At 66.7% G+C, this 24,707-nt stretch carries 20 protein-coding genes and 1 tRNA gene; 16 read left to right on the top strand and 5 right to left on the bottom strand.

Annotated elements, in window-relative coordinates; genetic code table 11:
• The first annotated feature begins 5 nt into the window (after positions 1–5).
• Positions 6–2,549 carry a DNA ligase D gene (ligD, locus tag ACIQ1T_RS06075; protein WP_395943628.1) on the top strand — a complete coding sequence of 848 codons (2,544 nt, stop codon included), beginning with the start codon at positions 6–8 and terminating at the stop codon, positions 2,547–2,549.
• 4 nt (positions 2,550–2,553) lie between these two features.
• On the opposite strand, the gene ACIQ1T_RS06080 is transcribed toward ligD, so the two are convergent.
• The 3 genes from ACIQ1T_RS06080 to ACIQ1T_RS06090 form a co-directional block, all read right to left on the bottom strand.
• Entirely contained in the window at positions 2,554–3,414 is an 861-nt protein-coding gene (locus tag ACIQ1T_RS06080) for a Ku protein (RefSeq protein WP_395943629.1), read from the bottom strand.
• Between the two features lie 300 nt (positions 3,415–3,714).
• Positions 3,715–5,094 (bottom strand): ATP-binding protein, encoded by a 1,380-nt coding sequence (locus ACIQ1T_RS06085; protein WP_395943630.1) that lies wholly within the window; start codon positions 5,092–5,094, stop codon positions 3,715–3,717.
• Entirely contained in the window at positions 5,091–5,807 is a 717-nt protein-coding gene (locus ACIQ1T_RS06090) for a response regulator transcription factor (RefSeq protein ID WP_395943631.1), read from the bottom strand. The genes ACIQ1T_RS06085 and ACIQ1T_RS06090 overlap by 4 nt, the downstream gene beginning before the upstream one ends.
• 248 nt (positions 5,808–6,055) lie before the next feature.
• Between ACIQ1T_RS06090 and ACIQ1T_RS06095 the strand changes: the two genes are divergently transcribed.
• From ACIQ1T_RS06095 to ACIQ1T_RS06105, 3 genes are read left to right on the top strand one after another with little or no spacing between them, the layout of a single operon-like run.
• Positions 6,056–7,174, top strand: coding sequence for an efflux RND transporter periplasmic adaptor subunit (locus ACIQ1T_RS06095; protein WP_395943632.1), 1,119 nt, complete (start codon positions 6,056–6,058; stop codon positions 7,172–7,174).
• 4 nt (positions 7,175–7,178) lie between these two features.
• Positions 7,179–10,328 carry an efflux RND transporter permease subunit gene (locus tag ACIQ1T_RS06100; protein WP_395943633.1) on the top strand — a complete coding sequence of 1,050 codons (3,150 nt, stop codon included), beginning with the start codon at positions 7,179–7,181 and terminating at the stop codon, positions 10,326–10,328.
• Positions 10,329–10,330: 2 nt separating this feature from the next.
• The gene (locus tag ACIQ1T_RS06105; protein ID WP_395943634.1) at positions 10,331–11,725 is read left to right on the top strand and encodes an efflux transporter outer membrane subunit; all 1,395 of its coding nucleotides are present in this window, start codon (positions 10,331–10,333) and stop codon (positions 11,723–11,725) included.
• Between the two features lie 176 nt (positions 11,726–11,901).
• On the opposite strand, the gene ACIQ1T_RS06110 is transcribed toward ACIQ1T_RS06105, so the two are convergent.
• On the bottom strand, positions 11,902–12,963 hold the full coding sequence (locus ACIQ1T_RS06110; protein ID WP_395943635.1) for an SDR family oxidoreductase: 1,062 nt from the start codon (positions 12,961–12,963) through the stop codon (positions 11,902–11,904).
• Positions 12,964–13,062: 99 nt separating this feature from the next.
• On the opposite strand from ACIQ1T_RS06110, the gene ACIQ1T_RS06115 reads away from it, so the two are divergent.
• From ACIQ1T_RS06115 to ACIQ1T_RS06145, 7 genes are all read left to right on the top strand, one after another.
• On the top strand, positions 13,063–13,452 hold the full coding sequence (locus ACIQ1T_RS06115) for a winged helix-turn-helix transcriptional regulator (RefSeq protein ID WP_395943636.1): 390 nt from the start codon (positions 13,063–13,065) through the stop codon (positions 13,450–13,452).
• Positions 13,453–13,604: 152 nt separating this feature from the next.
• On the top strand, positions 13,605–14,132 hold the full coding sequence (locus ACIQ1T_RS06120; protein WP_395943637.1) for a sigma-70 family RNA polymerase sigma factor: 528 nt from the start codon (positions 13,605–13,607) through the stop codon (positions 14,130–14,132).
• A gap of 126 nt (positions 14,133–14,258) precedes the next feature.
• Positions 14,259–15,275 (top strand): FecR family protein, encoded by a 1,017-nt coding sequence (locus tag ACIQ1T_RS06125; RefSeq protein ID WP_395943638.1) that lies wholly within the window; start codon positions 14,259–14,261, stop codon positions 15,273–15,275.
• Between the two features lie 150 nt (positions 15,276–15,425).
• On the top strand, positions 15,426–16,256 hold the full coding sequence (locus ACIQ1T_RS06130) for a TonB-dependent receptor plug domain-containing protein (RefSeq protein ID WP_395943639.1): 831 nt from the start codon (positions 15,426–15,428) through the stop codon (positions 16,254–16,256).
• A gap of 203 nt (positions 16,257–16,459) precedes the next feature.
• Positions 16,460–18,868, top strand: coding sequence for a TonB-dependent receptor domain-containing protein (locus ACIQ1T_RS06135; RefSeq protein WP_395943640.1), 2,409 nt, complete (start codon positions 16,460–16,462; stop codon positions 18,866–18,868).
• An 82-nt stretch (positions 18,869–18,950) separates the two neighbouring features.
• Complete coding sequence (locus tag ACIQ1T_RS06140; RefSeq protein WP_395943641.1) at positions 18,951–19,547, top strand: biliverdin-producing heme oxygenase; 597 nt, start codon at positions 18,951–18,953, stop codon at positions 19,545–19,547.
• A gap of 294 nt (positions 19,548–19,841) precedes the next feature.
• Positions 19,842–20,273, top strand: a complete 432-nt coding sequence (locus ACIQ1T_RS06145; protein ID WP_395943803.1) for a TonB family protein — start codon at positions 19,842–19,844, stop codon at positions 20,271–20,273.
• 154 nt (positions 20,274–20,427) lie between these two features.
• Here ACIQ1T_RS06145 and ACIQ1T_RS06150 read toward each other — a convergent pair.
• Positions 20,428–20,514: transfer RNA gene (locus tag ACIQ1T_RS06150), tRNA-Ser, on the bottom strand.
• A gap of 110 nt (positions 20,515–20,624) precedes the next feature.
• Here ACIQ1T_RS06150 and ACIQ1T_RS06155 point away from each other — a divergent pair.
• The 5 genes from ACIQ1T_RS06155 to ACIQ1T_RS06175 are packed head-to-tail and all read left to right on the top strand — an operon-like array spanning position 20,625 to position 24,705.
• Positions 20,625–21,467, top strand: coding sequence for a septal ring lytic transglycosylase RlpA family protein (locus tag ACIQ1T_RS06155; protein WP_395943642.1), 843 nt, complete (start codon positions 20,625–20,627; stop codon positions 21,465–21,467).
• 37 nt (positions 21,468–21,504) lie between these two features.
• Positions 21,505–22,140: a dTMP kinase gene (gene tmk, locus ACIQ1T_RS06160; protein ID WP_395943643.1), complete on the top strand. Its 636-nt coding sequence runs from the start codon at positions 21,505–21,507 to the stop codon at positions 22,138–22,140.
• Positions 22,137–23,132 (top strand): DNA polymerase III subunit delta', encoded by a 996-nt coding sequence (locus ACIQ1T_RS06165; protein WP_395943644.1) that lies wholly within the window; start codon positions 22,137–22,139, stop codon positions 23,130–23,132. Before tmk ends, ACIQ1T_RS06165 begins: the two co-directional genes overlap by 4 nt.
• On the top strand, positions 23,132–23,914 hold the full coding sequence (locus tag ACIQ1T_RS06170; protein ID WP_395943645.1) for a TatD family hydrolase: 783 nt from the start codon (positions 23,132–23,134) through the stop codon (positions 23,912–23,914). The genes ACIQ1T_RS06165 and ACIQ1T_RS06170 overlap by 1 nt, the downstream gene beginning before the upstream one ends.
• The gene (locus tag ACIQ1T_RS06175; protein ID WP_395943646.1) at positions 23,911–24,705 is read left to right on the top strand and encodes an MBL fold metallo-hydrolase; all 795 of its coding nucleotides are present in this window, start codon (positions 23,911–23,913) and stop codon (positions 24,703–24,705) included. Before ACIQ1T_RS06170 ends, ACIQ1T_RS06175 begins: the two co-directional genes overlap by 4 nt.
• The last annotated feature ends 2 nt before the right edge of the window (positions 24,706–24,707 follow it).

Genomic DNA, 24,707 nt, shown 5'->3' on the forward strand with positions numbered 1-24,707 from the left:
GGAGCATGGCGAACGGATTGGAGGCCTACCGGTCCAAGCGAGACTTCGATCGGACGCCGGAGCCACGGGGCGGAGCAAAGTCGGGCGGAAGGGGCCGGCTGAGCTATCTGATCCAGCGGCATGCGGCGACGCGGCTGCACTATGATTTCCGTATCGAGCATGAAGGGGTGCTCAAGTCCTGGGCGGTGACCAAGGCGCCGTCGCGCGATCCATCGATCAAGCGGTTGGCGGTCGAAGTCGAGGATCATCCGCTCGATTACGGGACCTTCGAAGGGACTATTCCGTCCGGCAACTATGGTGCGGGCACCGTCCAGCTGTGGGACCGGGGCGAATGGGAGCCGCAGGAGGCCGATGTCGAGGCCGCCCTGAAACGCGGCTCGCTGAAGATGATCCTGCATGGCGACCGGCTGCGCGGCGGTTGGGCTCTGGTGCGGCTGAAGTCGGATCGCGGCAAGCCGTCGAAACGCAACAACTGGCTGCTGATCAAGGAGAAGGACGAGGCGGCTGTGCCGGGCGAGGGCGAGGCCAATATGGAAATCGACGCTTCGGTCGCCACGGGGCGCAGTCTCGCCGAGATCGCGGACGGCAAGACGAAATGGACCGCGTCGAAACCGGTGGCCCGCAAGGGGCCGGCCAAGCCCAGGGCGAAGCCGGGCGAGGCGAGGCTGGTCAAGCCGTCGACCTTCGTCCCGATCCAGCTGTGCAAGGTCGCCGACCATCCGCCCGGCGGAGCGGGGTGGGTGCACGAGATCAAGTTCGACGGCTATCGCATTCAGGTCGCAACCGGCGGCGGTAGGGCGAAACTGTATACTCGCCGCGGGCACGACTGGACCGACCGGTTTCCGGAACTGGCGGCGGACGCGGCGAACTGGCCTGACGGGGTGGTGGACGGTGAACTTTGCGCGCTGCGCGATGACCATACGCCGGATTTTTCAGCCCTGCAGACCGCCATCTCCGACGAGGACACGGCGGGCCTGGTCTATTTCGCCTTCGACCTGTTGTCCGAGGGCGAGGACGACCTGAGGAAACGGCCCCTGTCGCATCGCAAGGCGCGGCTGCAGGCCCACGTCGACCGGACGCCCGCGAAAAGCCGGACACGGCTGCGCTATGTCGACCATTTCGCCTCGACCGGCCAGGCGGTGCTGGACAGCGCCTGCCGGATGGATCTGGAGGGGGTGATTTCCAAGAGACTGGACGCTGCCTATCACGCGGGGCGGTCCTCGACCTGGGTCAAGTCCAAATGCCGGGGACGGGACGAGGTGGTGATCGGCGGCTGGTCGTCGGAGGGCGGGACACGGTTCCGTTCCCTGCTGGTCGGCGTGGCCGAGGAGGAGGGGCTGCGCTATCTCGGTCGCGTTGGCACAGGCTATGCCGCGCCGCTGTTGAAGACCCTGCTGCCGGCTCTGAACGGCGCGGCGGCGCAGATCTCGCCCTTCGTCGGCAAGGGGGCGCCGCGAGGCGGAAAGGATATCCACTGGCTCAGGCCCGAGCTGGTCGCCGAACTGGAGCACGGCGGCTTCACCGAGGGCGGGGCGCTGCGCCAGGCGGCGTTCAAGGGGCTGCGTGAAGACAAGGCGCCAAGGGATGTCGTCGACGATCCTCAACCGCCGACGACGGTCAAGGCGACGCAAAAACCGCGGGTGGGCAAGGACAAGGTCGTGGTCGCCGGCGTGACCCTGTCCAGCCCTGACAAGATCCTGTGGCCTGCCGTCGATGGAGGGGCGGCGATCACCAAGGCCGATCTGGCGCGCTACTACGACATGGCGGCCGAACGGATACTGCCCCATGTGGCCGACCGACCGGTGTCGATCATCCGCGCGCCGGAGGGGATCGCGGGCGAGACCTTCTTTCAGCGTCACGCCATGCCGGGGTCGAACCCGCGCCTGAAGCTGATCGATGTGCATGAAGGCAAACCCTATGTCTCGGTGAGCGACGTCGGCGGCCTGGTCGCCGTCGCCCAGTCCGGCGGGCTGGAGCTGCATCCCTGGGGCTGTCGACCGGGCGATCCGGAGACGCCGGAGCAGGTGACGTTCGATCTCGATCCCGACGAGGGTCTGGATTTTGCGGCGGTGATCGCGGCGGCGAGGACGGTACGGGCCGAGTTGCAGCGGCGGGGCCTCAACCCCTTCGTCAAGACCACTGGCGGAAAGGGGCTGCACGTGGTCGTGCCGATCCGGGCGGACGGGCGCAGCCGGATCGAATGGGATCAGTGCAAGGCCTTCGCCAAGGCAGTTGCGGAGGAGGTGCGTCGCGCCGATCCCGACCGTTTCACCACCACCCTGGCCAAGAAGGCGCGGGGCGGAAAGATCTTCATCGATTATCTGAGGAACGGGCGAATGGCGACGGCGGTGGCTCCCTGGTCTGCGCGGGCGAGACCGGGCGCGGGAATCGCCTTTCCCCTGTCCTGGGGCCAGGTGAAGACGGGGTTAGATCCACGCGCCTTCACCCTGCATGACGCCCCCGCCCTGTTGAAGAAGGCCGATCCGTGGAGGGATTTTCGCGACGGGGCGGTCAGCCTGCGTCCGGTGCTGAAGGCCATGGGCCTGTAGGGGGTCAGGCGGCCTTGTTGCGCGAGGCGGGCTTCTTCTTCTTCGTCGCCGCCTTGGTCGCCTTCTTCACAGGGGGCTTCTTGCCGGCAGCCGGCCCCTTCAGACTGTTGCGGAGGGCCTCCATCAGGTCGATGACATTGGTGTCGTCGGGCTCGGGCGCCGCGACCACCTTCTTGCCGCCCTTCTGCTTGGCCTTGATCATGTCGCGCAGGGCGTCGTCGTATCGGTCCTTGAATTTCGTGGGATCGAAGCCCGCGTCCTTCTGGGCGATGATGCGACTGGCGATCTCGACCATGTCCTTGTCGGCCTTGACGGTCGGAATCTCGTCGAAATAGTCCTCGGCCTCGCGCACCTCGTCATGCGGCCTCAGCGAATAGGCGACCAGGCCCTTGCCCCGCACCTCCAGCGCCAGTTGCCGTTCGCGGCCGCGCAGGACCAGGCTGCCAATGGCGATCTTGCCGGCTGACTTCATGGCGTCGCGGATCACGGCGAAGGCCTCGGCGCCCGCGCCCTTCTCGGGCACCACATAGAAGGGGTCGTCCCAGTACAGACGGTCTATGGCGGCCTCGTCGACAAAACTGTCGATGGAGATGGTGCGGGTGGTCTCCAGTTTGACCTTGTCGAAGTCGGCGTCGTCGAAGAGGACATATTCGTCCTTGGACACCTCATAGCCCTTCACCAGGTCCGAGCGCTCGACCGGCCCCGTGTCCGGATCGGTGGGGATCATGCGGATGCGGTTGTTGGTGTCCGGATTGATCAGGTGGAAACTGACGTGGGCGTTGGACGAGACGGCCGTGTAGAGGGCGACTGGGCAGGTCACCAGCGACAGTTTCAGATGTCCCTGCCAAGCGGGCCGTGCGGCCATGGTGGTCTCCCATTCTTTTTCCGTTGACCTAACGTCCCACTCGATCAAGCGTTTCGCGATAGGTGGGCTGGGGCGTATGTCGCGCCGGCAGGCCGCCCATCGCCCCGCGTATGGCTTGCCGCGTCACCGCGCCCGTGGCTCTCGCAGCCGGCGTTCCTTCGCATCGCCCCTGACAGGATGAGCAGGATGGACCCGGCGATGAAGCCGAACGTCCAAGACTCTGATGCGGACGTCCTTCGAAGAGCGCGTCGATAAGGCGGACAAACGGGCGAACCGCGTCCGTTCACGGAACCCAGGCCGCTAGGACGGGATCGACAGGCGGGCGAGCAGCCCTCCGCCGGGATGATTGCGAAGTTCTATGGCGGCCCCCGATGCGTGAGCCTGAGCTCTCGCGATCGTCAGGCCGATGCCTGTGCCGCGACTTCCGTCCATGCTCGACGCGCCGCCGCGGACAAAGGGTTCGAAGAGGCGCTCGATATCAGGTTCGCCGAGCCCGGGCCCATAGTCCCGAACATCGATCAGAACGCGATCTCCCAGGCTGCGGCAACTGACATCGACGCGACCGCCATATTTCACGCCGTTGTCGATCAGATTGTTCAAGGCGCGGGCGATCGCAGTCGGCCGTACCCGCGCACTGCGGCCGCAGCCGGCGGTGAACCGAACGTCCGCTCCGAACTCGGCGGCGTCTTCAGCGAGACTTTCAACGAGAGAATCCAGATCCACGACCGACCAGGCCTCGGTCGCCTCCTGGCTCCGCGCAAGATCCAGCCCCTGACGCACGAGCGCCTGGGTTGCGTTGACGTCCGCGACGAGCCTTTCGCGCAGGGCCTCATCCTCGACATTCTCAAGCCGAAGCCGCAGGCGGGTGAGCGGGGTCTGAAGATCGTGGCTGATCGCGGCCAGGAGCTGGGTGCGTTCGCGCAGGCCTTCGCGGACACGGGCCTGCATGATGTTGAAGGTCGACAGGGCGGCTCGGACCTCGGTCGGTCCTCGTGCGTCGGCGGCCGGTGCGTCCAGCGAGGCGGCGAACGCCGTGGCGGCGCTGGACAGTCTGGCGAGGGGGCGGGTGATGAAACGGGCGACCAGGACGGAAAGGAGGGCGCTCGCCGCCAGCAGGACGATGAGATAGACCGGATTGCCGCCGGAGCCGACGGGAATGATGAAGGGCGGCTGGAACATCGCAAAGGTTTTGCGGGGCTGGCCGTTCGGAATGAAACTGACCACCCAGCAGTCAAGCACGAGTTCAAAACCATCCCCGACCTTCGTCGCGGTTACGCGACCCGCAACTTCGGGCGGCAGACACGCGTCGCGTGCGGTGGGGCCCGCCATGGGATGACGCCCCGGACCGAGGGCGGCCTCAAGGCGACGCTCCAATCCGACATCTCGACGAAAGGGCGGGGGCGCGTCGTGCGGTCGGACCCCGAGCATCAGCTGGAGCTCTTTCTGACGCTCGTTTTCCGGCAAGTCGCGGCGCCACAGGCCGTCGAGTTCCGCCGTGCGGCTTACCAGCTGATTGAGGCGGACGGCCTCGAAATCCCGCCGTCGCGACTTCTCGGCCAGGGTGATCGACAGGATTGCGGCCGTCGAGATGCCGATCGTGAGCAGTACGAAGGTGCGGCCGCCAACTGAATCGAGGGCCGACCACATGCGTTTTCCGAGCGTCGCGAATACGACCTTCATTCGAATGTGACATCCGCAGCGAGAACATAGCCTTCGTTGCGGATCGTAACGATCATGCCGTCACCCAGCGGCGCGAGCTTGGAGCGAAGGCGGCTGATCTGGAGGTCTATCGACCGGTCATTGGGCGCCAGGGAACGCCGATCAGGCAGGAGGTCTTCACGGGACAGCACCACGTTCGGCTGACGCACCAGCTTCTCGAGCAGCCGATGCTCCGCCGACGACAGGATGATCAGACGGTCGTCCGCTGCGATCAGGCGCCGCTGAACCAGATCGAGCGTCCACGGGCCGAACCGGGCATAGCGCTTGTTTCGCGCCGGATCGGCCGCCTCGCTGCGGCGACGCAGCAGGTTTCGAATCCGAGCGACCAGTTCGCGGGGTTCGAAGGGTTTCGTCAGATAGTCGTCCGCTCCCAGCTCGAGGCCGAGCACCCGGTCGATCGAGGCGTCGCGCGCCGTGACCATGATCACCGCCTCGGGTCGGTCCGCGGCGCGCATCTCGCGACACAGGCCTATCCCGTCGCCGTCCGGCAAATTGAGATCCAGAAGCATGACGTCAAAAGATTCGGCGGCGAGCATACGCCTGACGTCCCCCAGGCTGGCCGCCTGCGCGACATCGAATCCGGCCCGTCGCACCTGCTGGACGATCAGGTCGCGAATGTCCTCGTCATCGTCGACGACGAGCACGCGGGCAGGAGCTGGAGAGAGCGGGTCCATGGTCACGGTCTAGACGTCTGTCGCCACCCTGTCGCCCGGCGGAGGCGCTCATTACATCAAATGATACAAAACGATACAATCGGGCTGGTTTCGATACAAAATGAAACCCCCGGACATGACATCATCATCCAAAGACACGCTCGGAAGTGCGAGTAGAGAGGGCTGGCTGCTCCCCCACAGCTGATGCGAACTCTTGGAGATTCATGATGTCCCGATCGCCCCGGCGCGCGTCCGTTCAGTCTGGCAGGATGCGGTTTCTCATCGCGCCCGCTGCAGCGGCGCTGTTGACGTTGTCGGCCTGTGGTGAAGAGGCTCGGCCCACCCCGCCGGCGCCCGAGGTCGGCTTCGTCACCCTGGCGACCCAGGCTGTGCCGATCACCGCCGAACTGGCGGGGCGGTTGACGGCCCAGAGCGTTTCCGAGGTGCGGCCGCAGGTCAACGGACTGATCCGGCGCCGGTTGTTCGAGGAGGGGGCCTATGTGCGCGCCGGACAGCCGCTCTACGAGATCGACTCCCGCCTGTACGAAGCCAGCCGCAACGAGGCCTCGGCTCAGTTGCAGAACGCCCGGGCGCAACTGACCGCGGCCCAGGCTAAGGCGTCTCGCTACGAGGGGCTGACCGAGATGGACGCGGTCAGCGGCCAGGACGCGGACGACGTCACCGCTGCGGCCCAGCAGGCGCGGGCCGGCGTCGCCCAGGCCCAGGCCGCCCTGCGGTCTGCGGAACTCAATCTCGGCTTCACGCGCATCACCGCTCCGATAAGCGGACGCATCGGTCGGTCGCTGTTCACCCAGGGCGCGCTGGTGACCGCCAACCAGGCCGACGCCCTGGCGACCATCCAGGCGCTGGATCCGATGTTCATCGACATCACCGAGTCCAGCGCGCGCATCCTGGAAATCCGCAAGGCCCTGGCCAGCGGCGGCCTGGGCGCAGCCAGCGCCTCGGTCACCCTGATCCTGGAGGACGGATCGGAATATGCCCAGGCGGGAACCATCGCCTTCACCGAGCCAGTGGTCGACCAGGCCACGGGCGCCGTGACTATCCGGGCGCGCGTGCCCAATCCCGACGGCCTGCTGCTGCCGGGCATGTTCGTGCGAGTGCGGATCGAAGAGGGTGTCGTTCCGAACGGAATTCTGGCCCCGCAGCAGGGCGTCACCCGCAGTGCGGGGGGGCAGGCGACCGCCCTTGTGCTGACTGCGGACAACAAGGTTGAACAGCGCAACATCGTCACCAGCCGCGCCATCGGCGACCAGTGGCTGGTCACCAGCGGACTTAAGGCGGGCGACCGCCTGATTGTGGAGGGAACGTCCAAGGTGAGGCCCGGCGCCGCCGTGCGCCCCGTCCAGGCCAATCTGAAGAAGGCCTGATCCCATGAGCATCAGTCGCTTCTTCATCGCCCGGCCGATCTTCGCCTGGGTCATCGCCATCGTCATCATGCTGGCCGGCCTGGCCTCCATCATGAATTTGCCGGTCGCCCAGTATCCCGACGTCGCTCCGCCGACCGTAGGCGTCAGCGCCACCTATCCCGGCGCCTCGGCCGAAACGCTTGAAAGCAGCGTGACCCAGGTCCTGGAGCAGCAACTGACCGGTCTGGACGGGATGCTGTACTTCTCGTCCAGCAGCAGTTCGGCAGGCACCGCCTCGATCACCGTGACCTTCGCCAAGGGCACCGATCCCGACACCGCACAGGTTCAGGTCCAGAACAAGATTCAGCAGGCCCTGAGCCGACTGCCCTCGCAGGTGCAGCAGCAGGGCGTGCAGGTCACGAAGCGCAATTCCGACTTCCTGCTGATCGTTTCCATCTACGATACGGCCGACAAGGCGACGCCCTTCGACATCGCCGACTATCTGGTTTCGAACTTCCAGGATCCGCTGTCGCGCGTCGAGGGCGTGGGTTCGGTCCAGGTGTTCGGGTCGCCCTACGCCATGCGGATCTGGCTGGACCCCTACAAGCTGCGCAGCGTCGCCCTGATGCCGTCCGACGTGACGGCGGCGATCCAGGCCCAGAACGCCGAAGTCTCCGCCGGCCAGCTCGGCGCTGCGCCCTCGTCCAATACGCAGCAGCTCAACGCCACCGTGACGGCCCAATCTCGCCTGCAGACTCCGGAACAGTTCCGCGACATCATCCTGAAGACCCAGACGAACGGCGCGGTCGTCCGCCTCGGCGATGTGGCGCGGGTCGAGTTGGGCGCCGAGAACTACGGCATGAACGCGCGGTTCAACCGCCACCCGAGCTCCGGCATCGCCATCCAGCTGGCGCCCGGCGGCGACGCCCTCGACACCGCCGAACTGGTCAAGGCCGAGGTCGCACGCCTGGAGGCCAGTCTGCCTGCCGGTTACGAGGTCGGTTTCCCCCGTGACAGCACCGACTTCATCAAACTGTCTATCAAGGAGGTGGTGAAGACCCTGCTCGAGGCCATCGTGCTGGTGGTCATCGTCATGTTTGTCTTCCTGCAGAGCTGGCGCGCCACCCTGATTCCGGCCATCGCCGTTCCGGTCGTCCTGCTGGGCACCTTCGGTGTCCTGTTCGCCTTCGGCTATTCGATCAACACCCTGACCCTGTTCGGCATGGTTCTGTCGATCGGGCTGCTGGTCGATGACGCCATTGTCGTGGTCGAGAACGTCGAACGCCTGATGGCGGAGGAGGGGCTGTCGCCAAAAGACGCTACGATCAAGTCGATGGACGAGATCTCGGGCGCCCTGGTCGGCATCGGCCTGGTCATATCGGCGGTGCTGCTGCCGATGGCCTTCTTCGGCGGCTCGACCGGCGTGATCTATCAGCAGTTCTCCGTGACCGTGATCACCTCGATGCTGCTGTCGGTGGTGGTCGCCCTCGTGCTGTCGCCGGCCCTGTGCGTCGCCCTGCTGAAGCCGAGCCACACTGATCCGCTCGAGCGCAGGGGGATCGGCGGCAAGTTCAATCGCTGGTTCGACAAGCAGACCAATCGCTATGTGGGCGGCGCGAAGTCGATCCTTTCGCGGCGCGTGCTGTTCCTTGGGGTCTACGCCGCCGTCGCCGTCGTTATGGCTGTGCTGTTCCTGCGCCTGCCGACCAGCTTCCTGCCGGTCGAGGACCAAGGCTCGGCCATGGTGCAGTGGACCCTGCCATCCGGGGCCACCGTCAACCGCTCGGCGGTGGTCGCTGAACAGGTCGAGGACTATTTCCTCGATACGGAGGGCGAGAACACCCGCGCCATCTTCACCATCAACGGCTTCAGCTTCGGCGGCTCCGGCCAGAACGCCGGCATGGGCTTCTCCATGCTGAACGACTTCGAGGAACGCAAAGGCAAGGAGGCCTCGGCCGAGGCTATTACCGGCCGGGCCACCGCCGCCCTGTCCCAGGTGCGCGACGCCCAGATCTTCGCCCTGACACCGCCGGCCATTTCAGGCCTGGGCCAGAGCAACGGCTTCACCTTCCAACTGTTGAACACGGGCGGCCTGTCCGCCGAGCAGTTCCAGGCGCGGCAACAGGCCTTGATGGCGGCTGCGGCGCAGGATCCCGAGCTCGCGGCCGTGCGCCCCTCCAGCCTGCCTGATACGCCTCAACTTCGTATCGATATGGACCAGGCCAAGCTGTCGGCGCTCGGCCTGACCCAGGCCAATGTGACCTCGACCCTGAGCGCCGCCTGGGGCGGATCCTACGTCAACGACTTCGTCGATCGTGGCCGGGTCAAGCGCGTCTTCGTGCAGGGCGACCAGCAGTATCGGTCGGTCCCGACGGATCTGGACAACTGGGGCGTCCGCGGCGCCGACGGTCAGATAACGCCCTTCTCGGCCTTCGCCACCACACGGTGGGATCTGGGGCCCTCGGCCCTGGCGCGCTTCAATGGACAGTCCTCGGTCGAGCTTCAGGGCCAGGCGGCGGCGGGCGTCAGTTCCGGAGAGGCCATGGCGCGAATGGCGGAGCTCCAGTCCAAGCTGGAGCCGGGCACCAGTTTCGCCTGGAGCGGCCTGTCCTATGAGGAGCAGCGCAGCGGAGGCCAGGCGCCCTTGCTGTACGCCATCTCCATCCTGGCGGTCTTCCTGTGCCTGGCGGCGCTGTACGAGAGCTGGTCGGTGCCCTTCGCCATCCTGCTGGCGGTGCCGCTGGGCGTGATCGGGGCGGTGCTGGCGGTGACGCTGCGCGACCTCGACAACAGCGTCTATTTCCAGGTCGGTCTGCTGACCACCATCGGCCTGACCGCAAAGAACGCCATCCTGATCGTCGAATTCGCCGAGGCCTACTATCGTCAGGGACAGGATGCGGTCAGCGCCGCCCTGCACGCGGCCAGGATCCGGCTGCGGCCGATCCTGATGACCTCGATCGCCTTCATCGCCGGCTGCGTGCCGCTGGCGATCGCGAGCGGCGCCGGCGCGGCCAGTCGCGTGGCCCTGGGTACTGCGGTGATCGGCGGCATGCTGAGCGCGACGGTTCTGGCGATCTTCTTCGTGCCCCTGTTCTTCGTGGTCATCACCGTCCTGACCGAGCGGATCACCAAGAAGAAGCCGCACGCCGAGCCCGCGACGGCGGAAGGACTCTGACGATGAAAAACCTTCTCCTTATCGCCGTGTCGGCGGCCGCCCTGTCGGGGTGCAACCTGGCGCCCGTCTACAATCGCCCCGATCCCACGATCGCCTCGGCCTTTCCCACGGGGGCGGCCTATGCGCCGGCGTCGGAGGCCGCCCTGCGCGCATCCTGGCGCGGGCTTTTGTCCGACGCGCGCCTGCAGACCCTGGTCGAGCGGGCGGTCGCCGAAAACCGCGGCCTCCGGCAGTCCCTGGCCCAGGTCGAAGGCGCCCGCGCCCTCTATCGCGGACAGCGCGCCGCGCAACTGCCGACCCTGAGCGCGGGCCTCACCTCGACCTTCAGCGGCGGAGCGGCGGCCTCGACCCAGGGCGACGAAAGTCATCAGGGCGGTCTGAACCTGTCCAGCTTCGAGATCGACCTGTTCGGCCGACTGCGCAATGAGACGACCTCGGCCTTCGAGTCCTATTTGGCGACCGAAGCGGGCGCGCGTTCCGCCCACGTCGCCCTGGTCGCCGAAACGGCCAGCGCCTGGCTTACCCTGGCCGCCGATCAGGACTTGCTGGCCCTGGCCCAGGAGACCGAGGCCAGCGCGCAGCGATCTCTGGATCTGACTCAGACCCTGAATGCGCGACGACTGGTCAGCCGTCTGGACGTGGTCTCGGCGGAACAGGTGGTGCAGCAGGCGCGGGCCGACGTGGCCGACTACACGCGCCAGGTCGCTCAGGACCGAAATGCTCTGGTTCTGCTCGTCGGAGGGCCGGTCGAGGATGCGCTGTTGCCGCCCACCCTGGCCGCGCTCGATCCAGTGATCGGCCTGCCGCCGGCCGGTCTGTCCTCGTCGATCCTGCTGGATCGCCCGGACGTGCTTCAGGCCGAGCATCAACTGCGTGGAGCCAATGCCGATATCGGCGCCGCGCGGGCGGCGCTGTTTCCCAGCCTCAGCCTGACGGCTCTGGCCGGGGTGATCAGTCCGTCCCTGTCCGATCTCTTCGATGGTGAGGACACCTGGTCGGTTTCGCCCAGCGTGACCGCGCCGATCTTCACGCCCGGCGCCCGCGCCAACGTCGCCTATTCACAGGCGCAGCGTGACGCTGCGGTCGCCAGCTACCAACTGGCCGTCCAGACCGCCTTCCGGGAAGTCGCGGACGCCCTGGCTCGCGAAGGGACGATCGGCGCCCAGAGAACGGCGCAGACCGCCCAGGCCGACGCTGCGGCCGAGGCCTTGCGCCTCAGCGAGGCGCGTTATCGGGCGGGGATCGACGACTATCTGTCCACCCTGACCGCCCAACGCTCCCTCTACGCCGCGCGTCAGGCTCAGTCCGGCATACTGCTGGAAGCCCTGCTGAATCGGATCACCCTCTATCAGGCCCTGGGTGGAGCGCCGGATGACTGGGCGCGCGATCTGCCGTGAAACGACGGCGCCAAGATGCGGCCCAAGCTCCGGCCCAAGCTCCGGCCCAAGCTCCGGCCCAAGCTCCGGCCAGGGCTCCGGCCCGGGCGGCATGCGAGGTCACCGGCGTTGACGATCCGACGCGGATCAAGATCTCCGAGAAGCTTGCTCGCTCATGCAGGACCCTTGCGCGGGGGTCAGGGTATCAACCTCTCGCTTCTGAGCTGTTCGAACAGGGTGAAGAAGGCGTCGTCGGTCGGTTGGTAGTCGAGGAAGCCCAGACGGCGGCTCTTGCCCATGTCGGTCACCACCTCGATCGGCCGGCCTAGGTCGGCGTCCGTATGCCAGGGCGAGGCCAGGCGGCCCAGGTCGGGTTCGACCAGGCCCTCGCGTTCGGCCAGCCGCCTCCAGACCAACTCGTCCGCGACCATCTGCGTTTCCAGCGGGATGATGGTCCCGTCGAAGGGGGCGGGCGCCAATTCGAACCACTCGGCGATCCGGGCCCACATCCATTGCCAGCGGAAGACGTCGCCGTTGACGACGTTAAAGGCCTGGTTTGCAGCCTCTGGCGTGGTCGCCGCCCATGCCAGGTGCCGAGCCAGCTGGTTGGCGCTGGTCATGTCGGTCAGCCCGCTCCACTGGGCCGGAGAGCCGGGGAAGCGGAAGGGGCGACCGGTCTCCCGGCACAGGGTCGCATAGGCGGCCAGGGTCGCGCCCATGTTCATGGCGTTGCCTACGGCCTTGCCGATGATCGTGTGGGGGCGGTGGATGCTCCAGGCGAATCCGTCCCGTTCGGCGGCGGAGAAGACCTCGTCCTCCTGAGCATAATAGAAGTTGTCGACCTCCAGCCGGCCCTGCGTCTCGCGAAACGGCGTCTGGGGCAGGACGCCTTGGCCATAGGCCTCGAACGGGCCGAGGTAGTGTTTCAGACCGGTCACAAGGGCGACATGGCGCACCGAGGCGGCCGGTTGCACGGCGTCCAGCACCGTACGCACCATGGCGGCGTTGACGCGGATGTTTTCGGCTTCATTGGCCTGGCGCGACCAGGTGGTGAAGAAGACGGCGTCCGGCCGTGCGCCCGCCAGGGCCGCCCGGGTCGCGGCGGGGTCGTGGAGGTCGGCGGCGACCGGCGTGACTCCGGCCTGCGCCGCCGGCCGACGGGCAAGGCCTAGAACCGACCAGCCGCTGGCCGCCAGCTCGGCCGCAGCCGCACCGCCCGCGATACCGCTCGATCCCACCACCAGCGCCGTTTTCGACATGACCGTCTCCATTCTGATCTGGCGGCAGACCTAGGCGCGGGACGAAGGACTCGCTAGACGGCACCAATCAGGGACCTAGTCCCCAAAAGGTGACCACTCATGCAGGCGATCGGCCACGAAGACGACTGGCGCGAGGACTGTGCGCCCCGGCGTGTGCTGGAGCTGTTCGCCACGAAATGGACCAGCATGGTGCTGCACACGCTCCAGGCGCGTCACGCCGGCCGGGCCCGTTCCGGCGTCCTGCTGCGCAGCCTGCCGGGCGCATCGAAGAAGATGCTGACCCAGACCTTGCGCGAGATGGAGGCCAGCGGCCTGATCAGCCGCCATGTCCAGGCTTCGGTCCCGCCGGCCGTCGAATATCGGCTGACGGACCTGGGCGCGCGGTTCGTCGAGCCGGTCGAACTGCTCTACGCCTGGGGGCGCGACAACGCCGACGCCCTGGACAGGCTGGCGCCGCGTCCGACGTCGCGGCGCAGCGGCTCTTCCTGACACCTCAGCCATAGCATGGGCGGCAGGGGAACGATTTCGATGGTCGACCTCTGCCACATTGCGAAGCCGGGAAGGGATGGCTAAACCGCCTGCGAGCGACTCGCAGAAGTGCGGGCGCCTGGGTGCGATCCGCTTGGGCGTCGCAAGGGGAAATGAACGAACCCGTGTCCGAAACCAGGACCATCGTCGATATCTATGCGGGACACCGGCGCGCGCTCGTGAACTACGCCGCGAACCTCACGGGTGACCGGGCTGCAGCCGAGGATGTGGTTCAGGAGGCCTGGATGCGGCTCGGGACGGCGACGCGCCTTCGCCCATTGGATGAGCCCTTGAGCTACCTGTACCGTATCGTGCGCAATCTGGCGCTCGACGGACGGCGCCGGCGCCGGTTCGAACATGCCGCCTTCATGGAAGGCGTGGACGACATGGCCAAGCTGCAGGCCAGCGATGCGCCCTCGCCGGAAGGCGAGGCGGCGGCCCGAAGCGACCTCCGGATCGTGTTCGAGATCATGGAAGGTTTGCCCGAACGGATGCGGATCGCAGTGGAAATGCATCGGCTGGGCGACGCGAAGCTCAAGGACATCGCCGCCCATCTCGGGATTTCCGTCACCTCGGCCCATGAACTCGTCGTCGAGGGCGTTCACAGGTGCCGCGTCGGTCTCCGTCAGGCAAAACGGTAGGCGTGATGAAAAATATCACGAAAAACCGCGTCGCCTGTACGTGTAATTCTCAGGGACGAGACGATGGGCGGTCAACCGCGCAGATGTCCCGTCGTGGTGCGTGTTCGGGAGGGGAGGCGCAAGACTATGGATGACGGCGTCGAGCCCCGCCTGCCGGGCGGCGAACCGGTCGAGGTCGCGGACCGGGGGGCTGTGGAATGGCTTGTGCGGCTCCAGGACAATCCGAATGACGCGGTCATGCGCGGAGAGTTCGAAGCATGGCTCGAGGCCAGTCCGGACAACGCCGCCGCATGGGCGGAGACCCAGTATGTCGTCGCCTTGATGGGCGCTGTGCCGCCGATCCACGAACGCAAGTGGGCTCGGCCGCCCGCGCCGCCCGCTCGGTCGACACGTCCTTGGCGGGGCCGTCGAAGCGGTCGCGACGGGGTGGTCGGCCGCCGCCTCGCGGCTGCGGCCTGCGTGGCGGCGGCTTGTATCGGCGTTCTGGGCATGCCGGAAATCAGACTCAGACTCGAGGCCGACCATGTGTCCGGTCTGGCGTCGCCGCAGCGGGTGGAACTGGCGGACGGGAGCGTGGTCGAGATGGCGCCGTCGAGCGCGATCAGCCTCGACTATTCGGGGGCGGTTCGGCGGGTTCGGCTTCTTCGCGGCGAGGCCTATTTCGAAGTACGGCGGGATCCCGCCAGGCCTTTCCATGTCATGGCCGGCGATGTCGAGACCACCGTGCTCGGCACGGGCTTCGACGTGATGCGGATCGACAACGGCGCAGTCGTCGCCGTGCGCCATGGTCGTGTTCGAGTGCAGGCTGAAAAGACCGGCGTCTCGACGCAATTGAACGCCGGAGATCGCGTCAGCGTCGCCGCTGACGGCATGTACGAGGACCGCATTCGTCCCGATAGGGTCGGGGCATGGACGACGGGCGATCTGATCGTCAACGATCGATTGCTTCGTGAGGTGATCGACATGCTGCGCCCCTGGTACGGCGGCGTCATCCTCGCCTCTGGCGATCGGCTGGATTCACAGCGTGTGACCGGCCGCTACGATTTACGTGATCCTCTCGCTGCGGTCGATGCCCTGGGGCAGGCTCATGGGCTGCGTATCACGCGGCTCTCCCCCTGGCTGGTGGTGGTTTCGGCGCGCTGAACGGGCTGAGAGAAAAAACTTCACCGTATCCGACATTAATTCCGAAAATCCCGCTTCGCCGATCGTGGAACCTATAGAGAGGCGGCGCGACTGACACGCATTCGCGCTAATCGGCCCGCCTCGTCAGTTTCATGTGATCGGGGTGCAGTTGTGAAATCGGAAGTTGACGCGCGGACCGGTCCGCGCCGGACCATCATGGTCGCAGGCCTGTTGATGGCGACGACGGCATTGGCTGGAATCACTGTCCCCACCATGGCGCTGGCGCAGTCGGGGGCGTCCTCCAGCCGAGGGTTCAATATACCGCCGCAGGCGCTCGGTGACGCCCTGGCCGATTTCGGTCAGCAGGCTCGGATGCAGGTCAGCGTCGACGCGGCCGCCATTCGCGGTGTTTCGTCTCCTGGCGTCTCCGGGGTCCTGTCGCCGGCTCAGGCGATCAGTCGGCTGCTGGCGGGAACCGGATTCACCTACCGGGTCTCCGGAAATCTGGTCACGCTGGAGCGGGCTCCTGACGCCGGAGGCGCCATTCAACTCGGCGCCGTGCGGGTCGAGGGCGCATCAGGGGCTGGCGCTGTCGGCGGGACGTCCGGGCAGGCTGGGGCCGGCGCTGACGGCGGCGACCCGTCCAATGCGCCGTACCGTACAGCCGGAACCAGCAGCTATATCTCTCAGGAGCAGATCCAGCGGTTCCGTGGATCGTCAGCGGGCGATTTTCTCAGCGGCGTTCCGGGGGTGCTGAACGGCGAGAACCGCAACTCTGGCGCATTGGATATCAATATTCGCGGCATGCAGGGGCAGGGCCGGGTGCCGATCGTCATCGACGGCGCCATGCAGGAGTCGACCGTCTATCGCGGTTACGCCGGCATGGCGGGTCGGACCTATCTGGACCCGGATCTCATCGGCGGCGTGTCGATCGAAAAGGACCGAGCGCGGGGGCCGATGCATCGGGCGCCATCGGCGGCATCGTCAGGGCCAGGACGCTGAACGCCGGCGATATCGTCGCACCGGGCGGTCGGTATGGTTTCGTGGTTCGGGCGGGCTTGACCGGCAATAACGTCAAGGCGCCGCCGGGGGTGACGCTGGGCGGGGACGAACCGGCCGTTCGCAACTTCGATCGTCCGGACTTCCTGGATCTTCGCGGCGGCAATCTGTCGGTGGCTTACGGCTACCGGTCAGACCTGTTCGACGTGGTCGCCGCAGTCGTCCGCCGCAAGTCAGGCAACTACTACAGCGGCGGCGAAGGCCTGAGCCCCGACGACTGGAAAGGCGGCGCAAACCGCTTCAGCTACGACGAGCAGGTCCTCAACACCTCGCACGACAACACCTCCTATCTGCTGCGCGCCGTGTTGCGTCCGGTGGAGGGGCATACGCTGGACCTCTCCTACATGCGGTACGAGTCCGAGTTCGGTGAAATGAAGCCGTCACAATTGATGTACGGCGACACACCACGCCAGACGACGTCGAACGTGGATGTCGACACCTGGACAGCGCGCTACCGCTATGATCCGACTTCGCCGCTGGTCGATTTCAGGGCGGATCTCTGGCTCACCGAGGTCGACAGTCTGGTGATCGATCCGGTTCGCCTGACCGGCTACAACGGTGACAAATTCTCCGCCACCCTGTCCCAAAGGCGTGGATTGACGATGTCGAACACCTCGCGGTTCACGGGCGAGGCAGGCGAGTTGTCCATTGCCTACGGCGGCGCTTACGATTTCGAGAAGTTCGGCAATTCCGGCGATTGGGCTCGGCTCAACGAACAATATCCCGGTCGTGCCTGGGACACCACGCGGGAAGGCTGGCGGCGCCAGTACAGCGGTTTTGTCGCGGGAACCTACAAGCCGGCGCCCTGGGCGACGCTTCAATTGGCCGCGCGCTATCTCGACACCGTGGTTCAAGACCGCAAGGCCGGCGTCAGCTGGGTTCAGGGCGGCGTGATCAATCGTGACGAGGCCTCCGGCTGGGCGCCGGTGCTCTCGGCCGTCGTCGAGCCGATCCGGGGCGTACAGTTCTATGGGCGCTACGCCGAGGCCCTGCGTGCGCCGAGTCCGTTCGAAGGCACGGAGGGCTTCTCGGGAGCCGTCAATCCCTACACCAACCTGCGCCCCGAGCACGCCCACAACACGGAAATCGGGGCCAACTACGAGACTTTCGGGGTGTTGGGCGACGACGATATGTTCCAGGCCAAGTTCGGCTGGTTCCACAACGACGTGACGGACTATATCACTCTGGGCGACGAGATCCTGACGGCGCCGAACGGCGTGTCGACCAATATTCTCGTGCGGGTCAACATCCCGCGGGTCAGTCTGAAGGGATATGAATATTCGGCCCGCTACGATCGCGGCTGGATCTTCGGCGAACTCGCCGGCACGGAATATACCGACATCACCAGCTGCAGCCGCGCGGTGGCCGCTGCGGGCGACTTCTGCGAAAAGGGAATGGCTGCGACCAACCAGTCCTGGTTCACCGGCCATGTCCCGCCGCGACGCAGCAACAGCTTCACCCTGGGCGGCCGCATGCTGGGCGAACGGCTGGAGTTCGGCGCCCGTTACAGCAAGGTCGAGCGCGAACCCGCTTATGAGGTCGTCGACCTTTATGGCAGCTATGCGATCAACGACCGCACCAGCGTCAACTTCACCGTCAACAACCTGACCGACCGCTACTATGTCGACGCCTTGAGTCTGGGTGAAGGCGTGGCGGTGCTTCCTGCGCCGGGGCGCACGCTCAGCCTCAATCTCGTCGCCCGCTTCGGCGACGGCGCGTGGGAGGCGCCGAGTTCCGCACGGCGACGCGCGCGTGCGGCGGCAGAAGGGCTGAAAGAAGATACGCTTCAGGCGTTCGACGGCGACTGGACCGGCTTCTATGTCGGCTCCCACATGGACTGGGGGCAATATGCGGCCAAGGGCGGAACCCGTTCCGCGACCGGAGAAGCCAGCGCCGTCGCTGCGTCCGAACGGATAGACCGCCAGGCGCGCGCCGCCACGGGCGGTCTGCAGTTCGGCTATAACTGGCGTGTGTCCGACCTATGGGTGGCCGGTGTCGAAATCAACGGCGGCGCCAGCCCGGCCAAGGGGCGGGAGGGTTATGTCGCGAGCGAACTCGATACGGGCCGGTACGCCGACAAGGAAATCATGCAGGCCGAGTATCGCTACGAATACAACTGGAACGGTTCGGCGCGCCTGCGGCTGGGACGCACGTTCGGTCGGGTGCTAGGCTTTGCAACGGGCGGCCTGGCTGTGGCCAATGAACGTCAGTCCAGAATTCAGAGTCGATCGGTCTCCGCCAGCGCAGGATCGCCCTTCGGCTTCGTGACGCGTCCCTACTTCACCGAAGAGGCGGAGGAATTGCGCCTCGGCTGGGTGCTCGGGGCGGGAACCGAGGTGGCCTTCAGCGAGCGTGTTTCCCTCAAGGCGGAGTATCTGTTCAACCGCTTCAGCGACGACGATTTCAGGTTTGATCGCGCGAGCCGCAACGTCAACCGCGGCTACACCTCGGGCGGGGTCACGGTTGTCGGCGGGGCGGATGACGCGATCGGTCGGATTTCGACGAACCAACTGACCTTGCAGACCCTCCGCGTCGGCCTGAACTACCGGTTCTAGGCGAGGCAGGCCGAGCGATGACGCCTGTCCGGTCGCGGGCGTCGTCTGCCGATCTCGCGACCGAACTAGTCAATGAGTTGAGATGACCGACACGATTGAAACGAACAGTCGATCAAAACGGCTGAAAGCGCTGACCCACGATACCCACGACAGCCTGGATCGGGCGATCGTCGCCCGGGAGCCTTTCAAGGACCTCGGGCGGTATGCGCGGTTCCTGGCCGTGCAGCATGGATTTCATCGCGAAATCCACGCGCTTTATGATGATCCCGGGCTCGAGGTCCTGTTGCCCGACCTGGTCGATCGACGCCGGCTCGGGCTGATCGTCCTTGACCTGGAAGATTTGGGCGTCGGGGTGCCGACGTGGCGAAACGCCCCTAGGTTCGTCCATGGAGCCATCGATCTGCCGGAAGCCTTGGGCTGGCTCTATGTCGCGGAGGGCTCCAATCTCGGCGCCGCCTTCCTGTTCAAATGGGCCGGCGCCCTGAAATTGCATGCGCGGCATGGCGCCCGCCATCTTGCGGCGGCTCCGGAGGGGCGGGCCAATCAGTGGCGCGCGTTCACGTCCGTCCTCGACGAAATTTTGATGACCGAAGCGGAAGAGGAAAGACTGACCGCCGGCGCCCGGGCGGCCTTTCTTCACGTGCATGGCCTCGTGAGCGATGTCTTCGATAAGGGGTGACGGCCAGGCTGGGCGCCTCGACCGGGCGGCGGTGGCGGTTTTGCGTCTTCGGGGCGTGCGACGGCGGCGAGGCGTCGCCCTCGCGGTGGCGGTCTGTCTGCACCTCCTGCCAGGGCTCGCTCTACTGTCCTACCACAGATCGACGCCGTCTGCGGCGGTGACTGAACCCGTGATACAGATCGAGTTGGTCAGGGCCCAGGCGCCGCCCATGCCGGTTTCCGATCTTTCTGAAGGCCCGCGTCAGGTCGAGGCCGTCGCCTCTTCCGTTCCGCCTCGTCAACGGAACCGCTCCGGCTGCGAGAACAGCGAGACGTCGTCGAACAGCTTGCGGCGGTCGAGCGGCCCGCTCAGCCGAAGGCGGTTGTCGAGGCGACGCCGGCGCCGGCCACCACTGCTCCGGTTGCGCGTCCGGCGCCGCTCGCGCCGCAGGCGTCTTCGGCTCCGACGTCGTGGCAGGGGCGGTTGCTCGCCCATCTGGAGAAGCACAAGGCGTTTCCGGCCGCCGCCCAGGCGCGCCGTCAGCAGGGCGTCGTCTATATCCGTTTCAAAATGGATCGAACCGGCCGGGTTCTCGAAACACGTATCGAGCGGGGATCCGGGTATGCGATTCTGGATCGAGCCGCCTTGGCCTTGCCGGCCCGTGCTCAACCTCTACCGCCGCCGCCGCCCGAGGTGCCAGGCGATCCGCTGGAGTTGGTGACGCCGGTCGAGTTCTTCTTCAGGTGACTGAACAGCTCCGACCAGGGCGCTGAAACTCTTCGGAGAACAGCTGGAGTTGGCCCGATGAAAGGACGGACAAGTGATGCGATCAACGTTCAAAAAGAGCGGACCAACCCGGCTCTGGCGATCTGCACGCCGTCTGCATGTCACGTGTAACCGGCGGAAGCGGTGGGATTCGAACCCACGGACGGCTCACACCGTCGCTGGTTTTCAAGACCAGTGCCTTAAACCACTCGGCCACACTTCCTTGCCGGTTTCACCGGTCGGGCGGACGCCATAGCAGGCGAACGCCTCATTAACCAAAGCGGAAATGTCTTCGGTCATCCTGTTTTTTGGATCACGACGAAGGCGAGGCGGATGACGATTGGACGATGGATGCGGAGCGCCCTGTTGTTGGGCCTGTTCTCGCTACTGGCGGCCTGTTCGACCTTCGGCGGCGGACGGGGCGGGGGCGCGATCCCGGTGGTCAAGGATCCGGCGCCGATCGTGTCAGGGACGATGCGGCCCTATCAGGTGCGTGGACGCTGGTACACGCCCAAGGAACAGCCCGGATACGATGAGGTCGGCATGGCCTCGTGGTACGGCGACGCCTTCAACGGGCGGCCGACGTCGACCGGCGAACGGTTCGACATGCACGAGCTGACGGCGGCGCATAAGACCCTGCCGCTGCCTGGCCTGGTCGAGGTGACCAATCTGACGAACGGGCGACGGATCGTGGTGCGAGTCAACGACCGGGGGCCTTTCGTCGACAGCCGGATCATCGACCTGTCGCGCGAAGCGGCGGACGAACTGGACATGCGGCGTCAGGGCGTGGCCCGGGTGCGGGTGCGCTATCTGGGCCGTGCGCCGCGACTGGGCGGCGGGACGGTTCTTCGGGCCGAGGCGCCGCAGCCGGTTCAGCCGCAGCCGGTCCAAACTACGCCTCGACCCTATTCTCAGGCGGAAGCGGTGGGATTCGAACCCCGACCCGTAGTCGTGTCCGGCAGCGGCTCCTACTGGGTGCAGGCGGGGGCGTATCAGGACCAGAGGTCGGCGCAGCGAATCGCCGAACGTCTGGGCGCGCGGGCGATGGTGGACGCATCCGGTGGGGGATACAGGGTTCTGGTCGGGCCGTGGCTGGACGCCAGCTCGGCCGAGGACGCCCGTCGGGCCGTGGCGGCGCGGGGATATGCCGACGCCCTGTTGATATCCGGCCGCTAAGACTTGTTTCCCGCGCCGTGGTCGCCATTGTGCGCCCGTGACCCGTGGACAATTCATCAGCTTCGAGGGCGGCGAGGGCGCCGGCAAATCGACCCAGGTCGCCAGACTGGTCGATCGACTGCAGGCGCGGTTCGGCGAAGAACGTCTGGTGGTGCGCACCCGCGAGCCCGGCGGCTCCAAGGGGGCGGAGGTGATCCGCAATCTGGTGGTGGCGACCGAGGCGGAGCCCTGGTCGGCCATGACCGAGACTCTGCTGATGTACGCCTCGCGTTCCGACCATCTGGAGCGGACCATCCGCCCGGCGCTGGAGGCCGGCGACTGGGTCGTCTGTGACCGGTTCGCCGACAGCAGTCGGGCGTACCAAGGCGCGGGCGGCGGCGTGGCCCAGGCTTTCATAGAACAGATCGACGCGGGCGTGGTCGGAGACGATCAGCCGGATCTGACCCTGGTGTTCGACCTGCCGGTCGAGGTGGGGCTGGAACGGGCCTTCGGACGCGGCCTGTTCGAGACGCGGTTCGAGTCGAAGGGCCTGGAATTCCATCAGCGGCTGCGCGAGGGCTTTTTGCGCATCGTCGAGGCCAATCCGCAGCGGTGCGTGCTGATCGACGCTGTGGGGACGCTGGACGAGGTCGAAGCGCGAGTGTGGCGGGCGGTCCAGGACCGGCTGCTGTGAGCGACGACCATCCTCGCGACCGGTTCGACCTGGTCCCCGACGCGGCGGCCGAGGCGGCGTTCCTGGACGCCTGGGAACGGGGGCGGCTGCACCATGCCTGGCTGCTGTGCGGGGTCGAGGGCGTCGGCAAGGCGACCTTCGCCTATCGTGCGGCGCGGCGTCTGCTGGGGGCGGCCGCCGATCCGGCGCGCGGACCTCTGGGCGCGCGGCGCGACGATCCGGTCAGCCGGCTGATTTCGGCCCAGTCCCATCCGGACCTGCTGGTGCTGGAGCGGCTGGTCGAGGGCGGCAAGGTGAAGAAGTCGATCTCGGTCGACCAGTCGCGCGAACTGCCCGAATTCTTCTCCAAGAGCCCTTCGCAGGCCCAGCATCGGGTGGCGATCATTGACGCCGCCGACGACCTGAATCTCAACGCCGCCAATGCCTTGCTGAAGGTTCTGGAGGAGCCGCCCGAACGGGGCGTGCTGTTCCTGGTGACCCATGCGCCGGGGCGGCTGCTGGCCACCATCCGTTCGCGCTGCAGGCGGCTGAGTTTCCCGATCTGGACACCGGACAGGCTGGAGACCCTGGTCCGGAACCGCACGGGAGCCGAGCCCGAGGACGCCGAGCACGCGGCGGCGATGGCGGGGGGATCGCCGGGCGCGGCCCTGGCCCTGGCCTCGGGTTCGACCTTCGAGATGGATCAACTGGCGCGGCGCTGGGTCGAAGGCGATGTGGACCGGGCCGAGGCCCTCGCCATCGGCGACAAGTTTCGCGGCGCCGAAGGGCAGGAGCGGTTTGAGACCCTGATGGACCGGCTCGTCGCGGCGGTGCGGATGCGGGCCTTGGCCAGCGGGCCGGGCGCGGGCAATCGCTGGGCCGAGCTGTGGGAGCGGCTGCAGCCGCTGCCGGATAGGGCGGCGGGGCTGAACCTGGACCGGGCCGACGTGCTGGCCGGAGCGCTGGCGGACCTGAAGCGGGTTCAGGCGCAGCAGGACAGGATGGGCGGCTGATGCTGATCGACAGCCATGTGAACCTGCATGCCCCCCAGTTCGACGAGGACCGCGACGAGGTCATTGCGCGGGCGCGCGCGGCGGGCGTGCGGCTGATGGTCGAGATCTCGGACAGGCTGACGACCTTCGAGGCGACCCACGGGATCGCCATGGCCAACCCGGATATCTGGTGCACTGTCGGGGTCCATCCGCACGAGGCCAAAGATGCGGCGGATCTGACGGCGGCCACCCTGATCGAGCTGGCGCAGCGGCCGAAGGTGGTCGGGATCGGCGAATGCGGCCTGGACTTCCACTACGACTTCAGCCCGCGCGAGGTTCAGGCGGCGGTGTTCCGCCAGCATGTGGCGGCGGCGCGCGAGACGGGCCTGCCGCTGGTGATCCACACCCGCGAGGCGGACGAGGTCATGGCCCAGATCCTGCGCGAGGAATACGCCGCCGGACCGTTCAGGATGTTGATGCACTGCTACACCAGCGGAGTGGAACTGGCGAAGATCGCTGCGGAAATGGGCGCCTGGTTCTCGGTGTCCGGCATCGCCACCTTCAAGGCGGCCGAGGATGTGCGGGCGGTGATCCGCGACATGCCGGGCGACCGGATCATCGTCGAGACCGACTGCCCCTATCTGGCGCCCATTCCCCATCGCGGGCGGCGCAACGAGCCGGCCTACATCGGCCATGTGCTGGACAAGCTGGCCGAGATCCGGGGCTGGAGCGCAGAGGAAGCGGACCGGATCACGACCGAGGCCTTCTTCGGCCTCTTTGATCACGTACCGAGACCGGCATGAGTTTCGAGGTCGTCATCCTGGGCAGCGGGTCGTCGGGCGGGGTGCCGCGCGGGGACGGAGACTGGGGCGCTTGCGACCCGGCCGAGCCGAGGAACCGGCGGACCCGCTGTTCGATGCTGGCGAGGAAGGCCGGGCCGGAGGGCGTGACCAATGTCCTGATCGACACCGCGCCGGACCTGCGCGAACAGATGCTGGCCAGCGGGACGAAACAGGTCGACGCCGTCCTCTACACCCACGACCATGCCGACCAGACGCACGGGATCGACGATCTGCGGACCTTCGCGGCGCGGGCGCGCAAGCGGATCCCGGCCTGGATGGACGAGGCGACCCATGCGGCCCTGACAAAGCGGTTCGACTATATCTTCGAGATGAAGCTGGGCTATCCGCCGCTGCTGGACGGGCGGATCATTCCGCCGCACGGCACGGCCTGGTCGGTCGAGGGGGCGGGCGGGGCGATCCCGGTCATGACCTTCGACCAGGCGCACGGGCCGATCCGCTCGGTCGGCTATCGCCTGGGCGACATGGCCTATTCCAGCGACGTGTCGGATCTGGACGAGGCGGCGCTCCGGGCGGTGGCGGGGTGTCAGATCTGGATCGTGGACGCCCTGCGCTATACGCCCCATCCAACCCACGCCCACCTGGACAAGGCGCTGGAATGGATCGCGGCGGCCGATGTCGAGACGGCGGTGCTGACAAACCTGCATATCGACATGGATTACAAACAACTGTCAGCGATTGTTCCGGCCAATGTCGAGGTCGGGTTTGACGGCTGGAGCCGGGTGATCGACTAGAC

It is taken from the genome of Brevundimonas sp., assembly GCF_044336875.1.
Lineage (GTDB): Bacteria > Pseudomonadota > Alphaproteobacteria > Caulobacterales > Caulobacteraceae > Brevundimonas.

Coding starts and splice junctions, on each gene's coding strand:
- ligD (WP_395943628.1), top strand. CDS start 6: ATGGCGAACGGATTGGAGGCCTACCGGTCCAAGCGAGACTTCGATCGG.
- ACIQ1T_RS06080 (WP_395943629.1), bottom strand. CDS start 3,414: ATGGCCGCACGGCCCGCTTGGCAGGGACATCTGAAACTGTCGCTGGTG.
- ACIQ1T_RS06085 (WP_395943630.1), bottom strand. CDS start 5,094: ATGAAGGTCGTATTCGCGACGCTCGGAAAACGCATGTGGTCGGCCCTC.
- ACIQ1T_RS06090 (WP_395943631.1), bottom strand. CDS start 5,807: ATGGACCCGCTCTCTCCAGCTCCTGCCCGCGTGCTCGTCGTCGACGAT.
- ACIQ1T_RS06095 (WP_395943632.1), top strand. CDS start 6,056: ATGCGGTTTCTCATCGCGCCCGCTGCAGCGGCGCTGTTGACGTTGTCG.
- ACIQ1T_RS06100 (WP_395943633.1), top strand. CDS start 7,179: ATGAGCATCAGTCGCTTCTTCATCGCCCGGCCGATCTTCGCCTGGGTC.
- ACIQ1T_RS06105 (WP_395943634.1), top strand. CDS start 10,331: ATGAAAAACCTTCTCCTTATCGCCGTGTCGGCGGCCGCCCTGTCGGGG.
- ACIQ1T_RS06110 (WP_395943635.1), bottom strand. CDS start 12,963: ATGTCGAAAACGGCGCTGGTGGTGGGATCGAGCGGTATCGCGGGCGGT.
- ACIQ1T_RS06115 (WP_395943636.1), top strand. CDS start 13,063: ATGCAGGCGATCGGCCACGAAGACGACTGGCGCGAGGACTGTGCGCCC.
- ACIQ1T_RS06120 (WP_395943637.1), top strand. CDS start 13,605: ATGAACGAACCCGTGTCCGAAACCAGGACCATCGTCGATATCTATGCG.
- ACIQ1T_RS06125 (WP_395943638.1), top strand. CDS start 14,259: ATGGATGACGGCGTCGAGCCCCGCCTGCCGGGCGGCGAACCGGTCGAG.
- ACIQ1T_RS06140 (WP_395943641.1), top strand. CDS start 18,951: ATGACCGACACGATTGAAACGAACAGTCGATCAAAACGGCTGAAAGCG.
- ACIQ1T_RS06155 (WP_395943642.1), top strand. CDS start 20,625: ATGACGATTGGACGATGGATGCGGAGCGCCCTGTTGTTGGGCCTGTTC.
- ACIQ1T_RS06170 (WP_395943645.1), top strand. CDS start 23,132: ATGCTGATCGACAGCCATGTGAACCTGCATGCCCCCCAGTTCGACGAG.
- ACIQ1T_RS06175 (WP_395943646.1), top strand. CDS start 23,911: ATGAGTTTCGAGGTCGTCATCCTGGGCAGCGGGTCGTCGGGCGGGGTG.